Source organism: Paenibacillus woosongensis, assembly GCF_009725165.1.
Classification (GTDB): domain Bacteria; phylum Bacillota; class Bacilli; order Paenibacillales; family Paenibacillaceae; genus Fontibacillus; species Fontibacillus woosongensis.
Genome location: NZ_WNZW01000018.1, coordinates 18,623 through 31,385, shown reverse-complemented (window position 1 = coordinate 31,385; position 12,763 = coordinate 18,623). Strand labels below are relative to the sequence as shown.

Sequence of the window (12,763 nt, the reverse complement as noted above, 5' to 3'; positions counted from 1 at the left end):
CGGACCCAGGAGGCCTTATTGGCCTGAAATGGAGATGAAGTCAGGCTTGTTTTAATGAATAGCGCCCCCATAGTCCGTTAGCACACTGAATGGTCGTATTTTGCAAGTATAGCGGCATCTGTGTCCGTAAGCATTACGGGGGTAGCCAACCAATTAGCCTAGATCTTTTCTACCCGAATAAGGCAAGAATTCATAGCAAACGAACTATAAGAAATAGGCCGGATCAAGCATTCACTTGACTCGGCCTATTTACGGTTCTACTTAAAATAAGGAAATATCATCAATGTACAGGGTCGCTGCTCCCGTTTCGCCGGGAACCGGCTCGATTTTGAAGCCCAGAGATTTGACCTGATGGAGATTCTCAACCTGGGACAAATCGATGCTTAACGTTTTGAAGCCTGCTTCAGAGGCTTCGACAAGGGTGATGCCGCTGTCGTACCAAGTCCAGGAGCTGCCTGTTTTTACATAGAAATAGATATGGGCAGAACCTGTGGATAATTTGACTTTTGCGTTTAAGGCTTGCAGCCCGCTGAAGTCAAAATCCGCGTATTTTGTCAGTTCAAAGGAGGTACCGTCCAGCTCGAAGGTGGTTAGCAGCGATTGGATGCCTTCGGCGTACACATCCGTGGTTACGGTTGGAGGTGCAGCATTGGCAAAATTCTGAGTAGCCTCGACCTCCCAGCCTGCAGTGTCTGTCTCAAAGCCATACAGCGTTCCAGGCTGTATCCCGCCTCCGTTTCCAGGGTCAGTCCCGTCATCTTCACCCTTCGGGATGTCTCCGGAACTGCCGGGGATGACATGAATGCTGTCCAGGTAAAGCGTACCCAGGAAAGGATTGTCTTTGGAATACGAATCATTGGCTAGTGCATTGACATAGATCGAAAATGCCTGCACTTTTTTCGCATGAGTTGTGTCCAGCTTCTTGCTCTGATTGGCGGAATCCCAAGGCGCAACGGAGAAATCTTTGAACGGAATCTCAATCCACCGGGGCGCGCTGTCCGCAAGCGAAGGATAATACTCAAAGTGAATATCGTTCGCTTTGATCTGGATGACCAGTTTTTTGCCGCTGCCATCTGGCTCTAGCCAAAATTTCAGCTTCCCGGTCTGAGACCAGTCACGGCTGCCAAGATTTTTAGTAATTCCCGTATATCCCTGCCCGGCCAAAGTGTAGTCCAATTTTAATCCGAATTGACCGCTTTGCTTATGCTCCGCATCAAGCGAGATGGAATTGGCATCCCCATTTGGGCTATAGCCTGAACGGAGCAGCTCATTACTCCCCTTATACCCATCGAAATCATCAACGTGGGCAGGATCATTAGTTTCTCCGGTATAGGCATTGATTAGCCGGATATTATCAACATAGATCGGGCCGTCATAATTCAGGCCGCTGCCAATCAGGGCTAACTGTAAGCCTTCAGCTGCTGCGAGTTGATCCTGATCGGTCAGGTCCATCAGGGCGCTATAGGCGACATATTCCTCGCCGCCGATCGTAATTCTTGGAAGCTCGCTCCATGCGGTTACGCTCGTTGTCTCAAATTTAGTGTTATTTGGCGGCAGTTCTGCGGCTGCCCGCAGATTTACATGAGCAGCGTCGTGATCTCCGGCGGCTGCTGGTATCCAAGCTTCGAAACTAACCCGATTCACGTATGGCAGTGTAACTTGCCCGGCGATGTCGGGTAGGCCGATCTTCAGCTCTTGCCAGCTGTCGGATCCTGTCAGGCCGCTGACGTTAATTTTCAGTTTTCCATCGTTGGCAAGCATACCGTGTGCATACTGCGTTTGAATCGTATCAGGCCAATTGCCGTTGCTTGCCACGCCGGCAATATCTTGATCGAAAGTGAACTGCTTCAACACTTTTTCCTGGATACCAATGTAAATCGTAATGGTCTGAGACAGGACTGAATGGTCTTTGCCATAGGTTTTAACGGTCAATGTGGTTTCCTTGCCGTTTAGCTCTGCTGGAGGCTGCCATTCGGCGGCATAAAAGCCTTTGTCGTTCATGGACATTTCATGTTCGGTTATTTCGTCGCCGACCAGGTAAACGACTTTGCTGACATTCTGGTTTAATACTTTGGCCCGAATCGTGGTCGAGGCATTTCTGATCGTCTCTTGTCCGGTAGGGGACACGATGTGCATAAACGGTTTTTCTTTTGCTGTTCTGAGCTTCTTGTTGTACACCCCGCTTAGATCGCGGCTGAAATATGTGTACGGATCGGCATAATACTGTTCGAAATCAGGCAGGAGCTCATGATCGCCATACATCGCCGAGTTGCGGTAAGGCACGAAGATAGAATTATAATTAAAGTTCGCCCAGGTTAACATGTAGGCCATCCGCTTCGCATCCGGATCGGACTGGAGGGCTGCGCTCAACTTGGTGAAGAAATGCAAATCAGCTGTCCCAGTCGGTTTGACATTGGAATAGCCGAATTCCGTAAAGGCAGCGACCTTGCCGCGTGCATCGGCGATCTGCGATATCAGCTTAGCATCGTCGACGACCGCTTCGAACCAGGCTTGGTTGTTTCCGTCGTAATAAGTGTCAAATCCGAGAATATCGACATAGTCGTCACCCGGATACGTTTTTAAGAAGGTAGCTTCCGAATTGTTGAACGGGCTTCCTGGAGAGAAGGCATAGAGGAAATTACGCACGCCCTTTTCATCCCTTAGGTATTCTACAGTGTAACGATAAATTTCAATATATTGCTCTTTTGTCGTATAGGGAGCTCCCCACCAGAACCAGCCGCCGTTTTGCTCGTGGAATGGCCGGAAAATAACCGGAATCAAATTGCCGTTCTCATCCTTGAGATGGTGCGTGAAATCCGCGATTCGGTCCAGGAAGGCGTTGTAGTCCTCGTGCTTGTCGCCGCCCGGCAAAATATGCGACACTACATTCCCGCTCGTATCGTAGAAATCGCCGCCGGTTACGAAGTTTGGCATATGAGCGCTTAAGCTCAGCACGCCGCCCAGTTTATAAGCCTCTTTCATCGAGGCGACCAGATTATCACGATTCTGCTGCGGTGTATTCGTGAGGGAACCCGGCTTCTCAAATCCTTCCAGGCTTAGCGTATCCCACCCGAACATCGCAGGGTAATCGCCTACAGCACTGTAGGTTTCCGATTTCGGCTGACCCGGAGGGGTAGTGGACAATACCTCATCCGTCGGGTGCTGATGCCCGAAAAGAATATGCTTTCCGCGGATCTCCTGCAAGTAAGCGAAGAGGGAACGCGTACTGTCCGTCGCTTGGGCATCGGCCAGGTCAATGACGGGATATTGCTGCCCCGTTCCCGGATAGGACCCTGAAGAGCCGCTTCGATTACTGGAGGTAGCGCCGGCAGTTGTACTTGGCTTATGGTCCGGGGATGGGGAGCTTACCTTGCCTCCGACGATGATGGCCGTGCCAATCGGCAGCGGCTGACCGTTTAGCATCACATCTTTTGCCCGGACATCGGCCTGTTCAATATCGCCTTCTCCGGTAATGATTGTATTGGCTGCCTCGGGATGAATGACCAGTGTATGGATGACAGTGCCCTTTGGAATGAGGATGGCAGCAGGGTGGTTGACGATAAGATGGTCTATGGATGCATTCTCGTCGAGCTCTATGGTTCCGGAGCTGTTGACTATAAGCTTAACAATCTTCGTTGTTCCGCCGGCATGTAGGCGAACGCGGCCGTTTTTGCGATCGATCAGCACATCCTGCAGTATAGAGTCGCGTACGCTAATCGTGCTCTCGCCGCCCCAGATGAAGGCCGTTCCCTTCACCTGTACACCGTTCAGGGTAACATCTCCATTACGAATGCCCCGGGCCAGATAGAGATTGCGAGAGAGGGTAGAATTCTTTAGAGTGACCCCGGGTTGGTTAATAACGGTATGAGAAGCGATCAGGCCGCCCGTATAATCGCCTTCGACAGCGTAGTAGGCCGCGACCAATCTATCGATCAGCGTTATGGCTTCAGCCCGTGTCATATCCTGCTGCGGACGGAAGGTCCCATCAGCATATCCGGATAAGGCATGATTGGCAGCTAGAGTCTGAACGGCCTCCCTGGCATAAGGGCTGATGGAAGCAGCATCGCTAAAACTTAAACCGGATACAGCTTGAGCGTCGTCATCCATTCCTCCCTTTAATTGCAGCACTCTTGCCATAAGTGCTGCCGCATCCTGCCGGTTAATGTTAGCTGCAGGTTTGCCTGAACCATCAGGAAAACCTTCATAATAGCCGGCCGCTTTGGCGGCAGCCATCTGAACGGCGAACCAGGCGCTCGCAGGCACGTCGGAGAAGTTGCTGTCTCCCTGGTCTGAAACACCGAATATCTTGTTGATGATGGTCACGAACTCGGCTCGGGTTATTTTCCCATCTGGTCTGAACGAGCCATCTTCATATCCGTGGACGACGCCGCGCTCCTGCCAGCGATTCAATGGGGCAGCAGCCCAGTGGGTGCCCGTTTGTTCTGTTGCTGCTCCGAATGCGGGCGGAATCATTGATAAGATCAAAATAAGTGCCAAAGCTAAGGAAAAGTAATACTGTCGTTTTTCCATGCTCACCCTCCTAGAGTTGATCGGTTTCTAATCCTTCAAATAACTATCAAAACCAGATTCGGCGTATCACCTCCCTGTGCAAATTGGAGAAAAGCTCAAATCGATATAATGTAAGCGCTTAACAACGAATTATAGCAGGTCTCACCAAGCTGATATATGTACTGTATTTGTTTTTATGTTCCTCAATTGTCGTTTTGCGGGCACGAAAAAACGAGTTTCTTCTATATATATGTGCCGAGGAAATGGCCAATAAAAATGTCTAATATTTTGCTTGCATTACATCTATCTTTTCTATATAATAGTGAATGTTGTTCTGTGACTGTGCGATGATGTGAGAGGTTACTGACACACCCGGCCCCTTTGCCATGGGAGGGCGGTCAGAAAATTTTCACGGAGTATGTCCGATAATAAATTGGGCGATAGAAGGAGGGACTAAAATGGCAAAGCAAAAAATTCGTATTCGTTTGAAAGCTTATGATCACAGAATTCTTGATCAATCCGCAGAGAAAATCGTTGAAACGGCAAAACGTTCAGGTGCTGGCGTATCCGGACCAATTCCGCTTCCAACTGAGAAACAAGTTATTACTATTCTCCGTGCGGTACACAAGTACAAGGATTCCCGGGAGCAGTTCGAAATGCGTACACATAAACGTCTGATCGACATTGTGAACCCGACTCCACAAACTGTGGATGCCTTGATGCGCTTGGACCTGCCGTCCGGTGTAGATATCGAAATCAAATTGTAATATCAATCGTGAGTTGATTAGGAAAGGAAAAGAGGTGTCAACATGAAAGGTATCTTAGGGAAAAAACTCGGAATGACTCAAGTGTTTACCCCAGAGGGCGTTGTTATTCCTGTAACGGTTATCGAAGCTGAGTCCAACATTGTTCTGCAGAAGAAAGATGTGGAGAACGACGGTTACGAAGCGATTCAAATCGGTTATGCCGATAAGAAAGAAAGCAGAGCTAACAAACCTGAATTAGGTCACGCTAAGAAGGCGAATACAGCACCTAAGCGCTACGTTCGTGAAATTCGCGGTATTGATTTGGCAACATATGAAGTTGGCCAAGAGGTCAAAGTTGATATTTTTGCTGAAGGCGAATTTGTTGACGTAACAGGTATTTCTAAAGGTAAAGGATTCCAAGGTAACATCAAACGTTGGGGTCAAAGCCGCGGGCCTATGTCTCACGGTTCCCGTTACCATCGCGGTCCAGGTTCCATGGGTTCCATCCAAGCCAACCGTGTTCCTAAAGGCAAAAAATTGCCAGGGCATATGGGTAACGAAACGATTACGATCCAGAACCTTGAAGTCATCCGCGTGGATGCAGAGCGTAACGTATTGCTCGTTAAAGGATCCATTCCAGGTCCTAAAAATAGCGTAGTTAAAATCAAACAAGCGGTTAAGAAGTAATCGCCTTAAGGAAAGGAGGAACAAGCAATGCCTAAAGTAGCACTATATAATGTCAGCGGTAGCCAAGTGGGCGAAGTTGAACTGAATGACGCGGTATTCGGAATCGAACCGAACGTTCACGTTCTTCACGACGCAGTTGTTATGCAGCGCGCTTCCCTGCGTTTGGGTACTCATAAAGTAAAAGGACGCTCCGAAGTTCGCGGCGGCGGCCGTAAACCATGGAAACAAAAAGGCACAGGTCGTGCTCGTCAAGGTTCGATCCGCTCCCCACAATGGGTTGGCGGCGGAATCGTGTTCGGTCCGACTCCACGCAGCTATGCGTACAAATTGCCTAAGAAAGTTCGTCGTTTGGCAATCAAATCGGCTCTTTCTTCGAAAGTGATCGACCAAGACATTATCGTATTGGATGCGCTCAGCCTGAACGCTCCTAAGACGAAAGAGTTCGCAGCGATTCTGAACAACCTGAAAGTAGACCGCAAAGCATTGATCGTAGCGCCTAGCTATGATGACAATGTAGCATTGTCCGCACGCAACATCCCAGGTGTTAAATTCGTTGCAGCTGACGGCATTAATGTTCTTGACGTGCTGACGCACGACAAACTGATCATTACGAAAGAAGCAGTTCAGAAGGTAGAGGAGGTGCTCGCGTAATGAAAGATCCTCGTGATATAATTAAACGTCCCCTGATTACGGAACGTACGGCTGATTACATGAGCGAGAACAAATATGTTTTCGAAGTAGACATTCGTGCGAACAAAACCGAAATCAAACAAGCTGTAGAAGCGATCTTCAATGTTAAAGTGAGCAATGTGAATACACTGCGTGTTCCTGCCAAGCCTAAACGTTACGGACGCCACTTCGGATATACTCCTGAATGGAAAAAAGCATTCGTTACGCTAACGGCTGACAGCAAGCCGCTTGAATTTTTTGAATCGGTATAATAGAACGTTAGAGCAAGGAGGGAAAAACAGTGCCAATTAAAAAGTATAAACCGACATCTCCAGCAAGACGGAATATGTCTGTATCCACTTTTGAAGAAATTACTACGGATCGTCCGGAGAAATCGTTGCTTGCTCCACTGAGCAAAACGGCTGGACGTAACAACCACGGTAAAATTACGGTTCGCCACCATGGTGGAGGACACAAACGTAACTACCGGATCATCGACTTCAAACGTAATAAGGATGGAATTCCAGGTCGCGTTGCTACAATCGAGTACGACCCGAACCGGACTTCCAATATCGCTCTGATCCACTATGTTGACGGCGAGAAACGCTACATTTTGGCTCCGAAAGGACTGAAAGTAGGCGACATGATCGAGTCAGGACCTGGATCTGACATCAAAATCGGTAATGCTCTTCCTTTGGAGAACATTCCAGTAGGTACAGTTATCCACAACATTGAACTTCAACCAGGCAAAGGCGGACAGCTCGTTCGTGCGGCTGGTACAGAAGGACAATTGCTCGGTAAAGAAGATAAGTACGTATCCGTTCGCCTGTCTTCTGGCGAAGTGCGTAAAATTCTTAAAGTTTGCCGCGCGACGATTGGTTCTGTAGGTAACCAAGACCATGAATTGATCAAGATCGGTAAAGCTGGCCGCGGCCGTTGGCTTGGCAAGCGCCCATCTGTACGCGGTGTCGTCATGAACCCGAACGATCACCCACACGGTGGTGGTGAAGGCCGTGCGCCAATCGGACGTAAGTCTCCGCTTTCTCCATGGGGCAAACCGACGCTTGGTTACAAAACGCGTAAAAAAGGCAAAGCTTCTGATAAATATATCGTTCGCGGCCGTACGAAGTAATCCGCTGCTAGCGGATCACTTCCTGGTTGCGGCAACGAGAGATATCAACAGCTGGCATAAGCCGGCTTAGCCTAAAAGAAGGCGAAGTCATTTTTCAAAGTGGCGAAGGGAGGAAAAATACATGAGTCGCAGTCTGAAAAAGGGGCCATTTATTGATGGTTACCTGTTGAAGAAAGTGGAAGAAGCGAGCGCATCGAACAAGAAGGTAGTTATCAAAACTTGGTCCCGTCGCTCTACGATTTTCCCGCAATTCATTGGACATACATTCGGTGTATATGATGGCCGCAAGCATGTTCCGGTATATGTTACTGAGGATATGGTCGGACATAAACTCGGCGAATTTGCTCCAACCCGTACCTATAAAGGTCATACGGACGACGATAAGAAAACGAGACGTTAAGCGATAAGTTCTTCGTTTGAGAGGAGGTAACACACAATGGAAGCTAAAGCACATGCAAGGTCCATCCGTATTGCTCCGCGGAAAGCTAAATTGGTTATCGATTTGATCCGTGGCAAGCAAGTTGGCGATGCTATCGCGATTCTTCGCCACACGCCTAAGGCGGCTTCCCCAATCGTGGAGAAGCTCTTGAATTCAGCGATTGCCAATGCAGAGCACAACTATTCTCTGGATGTAAATAAATTGGTTGTTACGGAAGCGTACGTAAACCAAGGTCCTACAATGAAACGTTTCCGCCCGCGGGCAATGGGACGTGCAAGTCGGATCAACAAACGCACCAGCCACATTACTTTGGTGGTATCCGAAAAATAAGGAGGGAAAACGCGTGGGCCAAAAAGTAAATCCGGTCGGACTACGAGTAGGGATTATCCGTGACTGGGAATCCAAATGGTACGCAGGCAAAGATTTCGGTGATCTTTTGCTTGAAGACGTTAAAATTCGTGAGCACCTGAAAAACAAACTGAAAGACTCCGCGGTATCTCGGATCGAAATCGAGAGAGCGGCTAATCGTGTGAATGTAACGATCCATACTGCTAAGCCGGGCATGGTTATCGGTAAGGGCGGTTCGGAAGTTGAAAACCTGCGTAATCAAATTACGAAAATCGCAGGCGGCAAAAAAGTTCACATCAATATCTCTGAAATCAAAAAACCTGATCTTGACGCGATTCTTGTCGCTGAGAGCATCGCACAACAATTGGAGCGTCGTGTTTCTTTCCGTCGTGCGCTTAAACAAGCGATTCAAAGAACAATGCGCGCAGGTGCTAAAGGGATCAAAACAGCAGTCAGCGGTCGTCTTGGCGGTGCTGAGATTGCTCGTTCGGAAGGCTACAGTGAAGGAACTGTTCCACTTCATACGCTTCGCGCTGATATTGATTACGGTACGGCTGAAGCTCATACGACCTATGGACGTCTTGGCGTAAAAGTATGGATTTATCGTGGAGAGGTTCTTCCTACGGCTAAGAAACAACAAGCTGCCCAGGAAGGAGGCAATTAATCATGTTGGTACCTAAACGTGTAAAACACCGCAAGCAGCAGCGCGGTAGTTTGAGAGGCCAAGCTAAAGGCGGAACTGAGCTGAACTTCGGCGAATACGGCCTGCAAGCTCTTGAGCCTACATGGATTACGAACCGCCAAATCGAGGCTGCGCGTATCGCGATGACTCGTTATATCAAACGGGGCGGTAAAGTATGGATTAAAATTTTCCCTGACAAGCCAATTACTCAAAAGCCTCTTGAAGTGCGGATGGGTAGCGGTAAAGGTAACGTTGAGAAATGGGTTGCAGTTGTGAAACCAGGCAAAATCTTGTTTGAGCTTGCTGGTGTACCCGAGGAAATTGCTCGTGAAGCTATGCGGCTTGCCGCTCACAAACTGCCAATCAAAACAAAGTTTGTGAAACGTGAAGAATTGGGTGGTGAAGCAAATGAAAGCTAATGAACTTCGCAACTTAACCACTGCTGAAATCGAACAAAAAATTGCGGGTTTTAAGGAAGAGCTTTTCAACCTCCGTTTTCAATTGGCCACCGGCCAGCTCGATAACCCGACTCGAATCCGTGACGTGCGGAAAGATATAGCTCGTGCTAAAACCATTTTACATGAAAGAGAACTTGGTATTACTAGCTAATACTGCGCTCCACGTAAGCGAAGCGCCTAAGTCCAGGAAGGAGGCTAACCATGAGCGAACGCAATGCCCGTAAAGTGCAAGTTGGTAAAGTTGTCAGTGACAAAATGGATAAAACCATCGTTGTAGCTGTTGAGACTTACAAGAAACATGATTTGTACCATAAACGCATTAAATATACGAAAAAATTTAAAGCGCATGATGAGAACAACACTGCAAAAATTGGTGATACGGTTAGAATCGTCGAAACTCGTCCGCTGTCCAAAGACAAGCGTTGGAGACTAGCAGAGATCATCGAAGCAGCGATTATTATCTAACAGCATGGCAGCTTAAACTGAAAGGAGGAAATAACCATGATTCAAGCATTCTCGCGATTGCATGTAGCCGACAACTCTGGTGCGAAGGAATTGATGTGTATCCGCGTTCTAGGTGGTACTGGTCGTCGTTCAGCGCATATTGGAGATTTGATCGTTTGTTCCGTAAAACAAGCAACACCAGGCGGCGTTGTCAAAAAGGGTGACATCGTTAAAGCAGTAATCGTTCGTACGAAACGTTCCGTTCGTCGTAAAGATGGTTCTTATATCTCGTTTGACGAAAATGCAGCGGTTGTTGTTAAAGACGACAAGAGCCCGCGCGGTACACGTATTTTCGGACCTGTTGCTCGTGAACTTCGTGATAGAGATTTCATGAAAATCATTTCCTTGGCTCCGGAAGTTATCTAGTACGTATGTGAAACATGAAGTTTCGACGAAACAGGAGGTGTAAAGAATGCCTAGACTGAAGAAGGTTCTAGAATCCCATAACAATAAACTGCATGTCAAAAAAGACGACACGGTTATCGTGATTACGGGTAAAGACAAAGGCAAAAAAGGCCGCGTCATCGCTGCGTATCCTCGCGAAAACCGCGTACTTGTGGAAGGCGTGAACATGGTTAAGAAACACCAAAAACCAAATCAGCTGAACCCGCAAGGCGGAATTATTGAGAAGGAAGCTCCGATTCACGTTTCGAACGTTATGCACGTTGATCCTAAGAGCGGAAGCGTAACCCGTATCGGTTACAAAGTATTGGACAATGGCAAAAAAGTTCGTGTTGCTAAAAAATCGGGTGAAGTAATCGACTAATCCAGTAACGCAAAGAAAGGAGGTCCATGATTCATGGCAGCAAGATTGAAAGAACGTTTTTTGAATGAAGTAACGCCTGCTTTGATTCAAAAATTCAACTATACAACGGTAATGCAAGTACCTAAAGTTGAGAAGGTAGTTATCAACATGGGTGTTGGTGAAGCCGTAGCAAACTCGAAAGTTCTTGATTCCGCGGTTAACGATTTGCAGCTGATCGCTGGTCAAAAGCCAGTCATCACGCGTGCTAAGAAATCCATCGCCGGATTTAAGCTTCGTGAGAACATGCCAATCGGCGTGAAGGTAACTCTTCGCGGTGAGCGCATGTACCATTTCCTCGACAAATTGTTCAACGTAACGCTTCCGCGTGTACGTGACTTCCACGGCGTATCGAACAAAGCGTTTGACGGACGCGGTAACTACACGCTTGGTTTGAAAGAGCAATTGATTTTCCCTGAGATCGAATACGATCAAGTCGACAAAGTTCGCGGTATGGACATTGTTATTGTAACAACGGCTAAGACGGATGAAGAGTCCCGTGAATTGCTCACAGGACTGGGAATGCCTTTCGTAAAATAAGTAGGTCGTAACGAATTCTCCGAAACTATTTAGGAGGTGTCAGGCTAAGTGGCAAAAACTTCGATGAAAGTTAAACAACAACGCACACCGAAATTTAAAGTACGGGCATACACCCGTTGTGAGCGTTGCGGTCGTCCACATTCGGTACTGCAAAAATTTAAAATATGCAGAATTTGTTTCCGTGAATTAGCTTATAAAGGCCAGATTCCTGGCGTGAAAAAAGCAAGCTGGTAAACAATCAACAACGGGAAGGAGGTTTACACGTATGACTATGTCAGATCCAATTGCAGATATGCTTACTCGTATTCGTAACGCGAACACGGTTCGCCACGAAACGGTGGAACTGCCTGCCTCAACGATCAAGAAGCAAATCGCCGAGATTCTGAAGCGTGAAGGCTTCATCCGCGATGCAGAATATATTGATGACAACAAACAAGGGATGATCCGTCTTTTCCTGAAATACGGCCCTAACAACGAACGCGTTATTACTGGCTTGAAAAGAATCAGTAAACCAGGTCTTCGCGTTTACACAAAGAGCACTGAGGTTCCTCGTGTTCTGGGCGGACTGGGAATCGCGATTATTTCCACTTCCAAAGGTGTTATGACCGACAAAGAAGCACGTCAGTCTAAAGCCGGCGGCGAAGTTGTCTGCTACGTTTGGTAATTAACGTCACAAAACAAGGAGGTGCAGCAAATGTCTCGAATTGGTCGCAAACCAATTACAGTACCAAGTGGTGTGGATATCACACTTGATAATAATGTGATTACAGTAAAAGGGCCGAAAGGTTCTTTGACTCGTGAACTTCACAAGGACATGAAAATTACTGTTGAGAACAATGAGATCACAGTAGAACGTCCTTCTGATCATAAAACGCATCGTTCCCTGCACGGTACAACGCGCAGTGTAGTGAGCAACATGGTTAGTGGAGTAACTGAAGGTTTCACTAGAAACCTTGAGCTGGTTGGGGTCGGATACCGCGCAAGCAAATCCGGAGAGAAGCTCGTACTCAACGTAGGGTACTCCCATCCTGTAGAAATCACTCCAGAGCCAGGCATTACATTTGAAGTGCCTTCGAACACGAAGATCGTCGTTAGCGGAATTAACAAAGAGCGTGTTGGCGAATATGCTGCTAAAATTCGTTCCGTACGCGAGCCTGAGCCATACAAAGGCAAAGGGATCAAGTACGAAGGTGAACGCATTATCCGTAAAGAAGGTAAAGCCGGTAAGAAGAAATAACTTTCTTCTT

The 12,763-nt window shown here is 47.6% G+C and carries 18 protein-coding genes; 17 read left to right on the top strand and 1 reads right to left on the bottom strand.

What is annotated here, in order from left to right:
- Window positions 1-261: 261 nt before the first annotated feature.
- The gene (locus GNP95_RS24055; protein WP_155613354.1) at window positions 262-4,530 is read right to left on the bottom strand and encodes a glycosyl hydrolase; all 4,269 of its coding nucleotides are present in this window, start codon (window positions 4,528-4,530) and stop codon (window positions 262-264) included.
- Between the two features lie 437 nt (window positions 4,531-4,967).
- On the opposite strand from GNP95_RS24055, the gene rpsJ reads away from it, so the two are divergent.
- The 17 genes from rpsJ (at window position 4,968) to rplF (ending at window position 12,753) form a co-directional block, all read left to right on the top strand.
- Entirely contained in the window at window positions 4,968-5,276 is a 309-nt protein-coding gene (gene rpsJ / locus GNP95_RS24050; protein WP_006676490.1) for a 30S ribosomal protein S10, read from the top strand.
- 42 nt (window positions 5,277-5,318) lie between these two features.
- Entirely contained in the window at window positions 5,319-5,942 is a 624-nt protein-coding gene (gene rplC, locus GNP95_RS24045) for a 50S ribosomal protein L3 (protein WP_155613353.1), read from the top strand.
- A 27-nt stretch (window positions 5,943-5,969) separates the two neighbouring features.
- Window positions 5,970-6,593 (top strand): 50S ribosomal protein L4, encoded by a 624-nt coding sequence (gene rplD, locus GNP95_RS24040; protein WP_155613352.1) that lies wholly within the window; start codon window positions 5,970-5,972, stop codon window positions 6,591-6,593.
- Entirely contained in the window at window positions 6,593-6,883 is a 291-nt protein-coding gene (rplW, locus tag GNP95_RS24035; RefSeq protein WP_155613351.1) for a 50S ribosomal protein L23, read from the top strand. Before rplD ends, rplW begins: the two co-directional genes overlap by 1 nt.
- Before the next feature lie 29 nt (window positions 6,884-6,912).
- Window positions 6,913-7,743, top strand: a complete 831-nt coding sequence (rplB, locus tag GNP95_RS24030; protein ID WP_110931219.1) for a 50S ribosomal protein L2 — start codon at window positions 6,913-6,915, stop codon at window positions 7,741-7,743.
- Between the two features lie 121 nt (window positions 7,744-7,864).
- Window positions 7,865-8,143: a 30S ribosomal protein S19 gene (rpsS, locus tag GNP95_RS24025; protein ID WP_019635772.1), complete on the top strand. Its 279-nt coding sequence runs from the start codon at window positions 7,865-7,867 to the stop codon at window positions 8,141-8,143.
- A gap of 36 nt (window positions 8,144-8,179) precedes the next feature.
- Window positions 8,180-8,512 carry a 50S ribosomal protein L22 gene (gene rplV, locus GNP95_RS24020; RefSeq protein WP_019635773.1) on the top strand — a complete coding sequence of 111 codons (333 nt, stop codon included), beginning with the start codon at window positions 8,180-8,182 and terminating at the stop codon, window positions 8,510-8,512.
- Window positions 8,513-8,525: 13 nt separating this feature from the next.
- Window positions 8,526-9,194, top strand: coding sequence for a 30S ribosomal protein S3 (rpsC, locus tag GNP95_RS24015; protein WP_330163605.1), 669 nt, complete (start codon window positions 8,526-8,528; stop codon window positions 9,192-9,194).
- Window positions 9,195-9,196: 2 nt separating this feature from the next.
- Window positions 9,197-9,631 carry a 50S ribosomal protein L16 gene (rplP, locus tag GNP95_RS24010; protein WP_155613350.1) on the top strand — a complete coding sequence of 145 codons (435 nt, stop codon included), beginning with the start codon at window positions 9,197-9,199 and terminating at the stop codon, window positions 9,629-9,631.
- Window positions 9,621-9,821 carry a 50S ribosomal protein L29 gene (gene rpmC, locus GNP95_RS24005; RefSeq protein ID WP_019635776.1) on the top strand — a complete coding sequence of 67 codons (201 nt, stop codon included), beginning with the start codon at window positions 9,621-9,623 and terminating at the stop codon, window positions 9,819-9,821. The genes rplP and rpmC overlap by 11 nt, the downstream gene beginning before the upstream one ends.
- Window positions 9,822-9,871: 50 nt before the next feature.
- Window positions 9,872-10,135 carry a 30S ribosomal protein S17 gene (rpsQ, locus tag GNP95_RS24000; RefSeq protein ID WP_110931223.1) on the top strand — a complete coding sequence of 88 codons (264 nt, stop codon included), beginning with the start codon at window positions 9,872-9,874 and terminating at the stop codon, window positions 10,133-10,135.
- Between the two features lie 36 nt (window positions 10,136-10,171).
- Window positions 10,172-10,540 (top strand): 50S ribosomal protein L14, encoded by a 369-nt coding sequence (gene rplN / locus GNP95_RS23995; RefSeq protein ID WP_155613349.1) that lies wholly within the window; start codon window positions 10,172-10,174, stop codon window positions 10,538-10,540.
- A 46-nt stretch (window positions 10,541-10,586) separates the two neighbouring features.
- Window positions 10,587-10,940 (top strand): 50S ribosomal protein L24, encoded by a 354-nt coding sequence (rplX, locus tag GNP95_RS23990; RefSeq protein WP_055105082.1) that lies wholly within the window; start codon window positions 10,587-10,589, stop codon window positions 10,938-10,940.
- 33 nt (window positions 10,941-10,973) lie between these two features.
- On the top strand, window positions 10,974-11,516 hold the full coding sequence (gene rplE, locus GNP95_RS23985) for a 50S ribosomal protein L5 (protein WP_019635780.1): 543 nt from the start codon (window positions 10,974-10,976) through the stop codon (window positions 11,514-11,516).
- A gap of 48 nt (window positions 11,517-11,564) precedes the next feature.
- The gene (locus GNP95_RS23980; RefSeq protein WP_013312154.1) at window positions 11,565-11,750 is read left to right on the top strand and encodes a type Z 30S ribosomal protein S14; all 186 of its coding nucleotides are present in this window, start codon (window positions 11,565-11,567) and stop codon (window positions 11,748-11,750) included.
- A 31-nt stretch (window positions 11,751-11,781) separates the two neighbouring features.
- Complete coding sequence (gene rpsH, locus GNP95_RS23975; protein WP_155613348.1) at window positions 11,782-12,180, top strand: 30S ribosomal protein S8; 399 nt, start codon at window positions 11,782-11,784, stop codon at window positions 12,178-12,180.
- Between the two features lie 30 nt (window positions 12,181-12,210).
- A complete protein-coding gene (gene rplF / locus GNP95_RS23970; protein ID WP_155613347.1) occupies window positions 12,211-12,753 on the top strand; it encodes a 50S ribosomal protein L6 in 543 nt (180 codons plus the stop codon).
- Window positions 12,754-12,763: the final 10 nt, after the last annotated feature.

Excerpts from the sequence above, each read along its gene's own strand:
- GNP95_RS24055 (WP_155613354.1), bottom strand. The coding sequence starts at position 4,530 with ATGGAAAAACGACAGTATTACTTTTCCTTAGCTTTGGCACTTATTTTG.
- rpsJ (WP_006676490.1), top strand. The coding sequence starts at position 4,968 with ATGGCAAAGCAAAAAATTCGTATTCGTTTGAAAGCTTATGATCACAGA.
- rplC (WP_155613353.1), top strand. The coding sequence starts at position 5,319 with ATGAAAGGTATCTTAGGGAAAAAACTCGGAATGACTCAAGTGTTTACC.
- rplD (WP_155613352.1), top strand. The coding sequence starts at position 5,970 with ATGCCTAAAGTAGCACTATATAATGTCAGCGGTAGCCAAGTGGGCGAA.
- rplW (WP_155613351.1), top strand. The coding sequence starts at position 6,593 with ATGAAAGATCCTCGTGATATAATTAAACGTCCCCTGATTACGGAACGT.
- rpsS (WP_019635772.1), top strand. The coding sequence starts at position 7,865 with ATGAGTCGCAGTCTGAAAAAGGGGCCATTTATTGATGGTTACCTGTTG.
- rplV (WP_019635773.1), top strand. The coding sequence starts at position 8,180 with ATGGAAGCTAAAGCACATGCAAGGTCCATCCGTATTGCTCCGCGGAAA.
- rplP (WP_155613350.1), top strand. The coding sequence starts at position 9,197 with ATGTTGGTACCTAAACGTGTAAAACACCGCAAGCAGCAGCGCGGTAGT.
- rpmC (WP_019635776.1), top strand. The coding sequence starts at position 9,621 with ATGAAAGCTAATGAACTTCGCAACTTAACCACTGCTGAAATCGAACAA.
- rpsQ (WP_110931223.1), top strand. The coding sequence starts at position 9,872 with ATGAGCGAACGCAATGCCCGTAAAGTGCAAGTTGGTAAAGTTGTCAGT.
- rplN (WP_155613349.1), top strand. The coding sequence starts at position 10,172 with ATGATTCAAGCATTCTCGCGATTGCATGTAGCCGACAACTCTGGTGCG.
- rplX (WP_055105082.1), top strand. The coding sequence starts at position 10,587 with ATGCCTAGACTGAAGAAGGTTCTAGAATCCCATAACAATAAACTGCAT.
- rplE (WP_019635780.1), top strand. The coding sequence starts at position 10,974 with ATGGCAGCAAGATTGAAAGAACGTTTTTTGAATGAAGTAACGCCTGCT.
- rpsH (WP_155613348.1), top strand. The coding sequence starts at position 11,782 with ATGACTATGTCAGATCCAATTGCAGATATGCTTACTCGTATTCGTAAC.
- rplF (WP_155613347.1), top strand. The coding sequence starts at position 12,211 with ATGTCTCGAATTGGTCGCAAACCAATTACAGTACCAAGTGGTGTGGAT.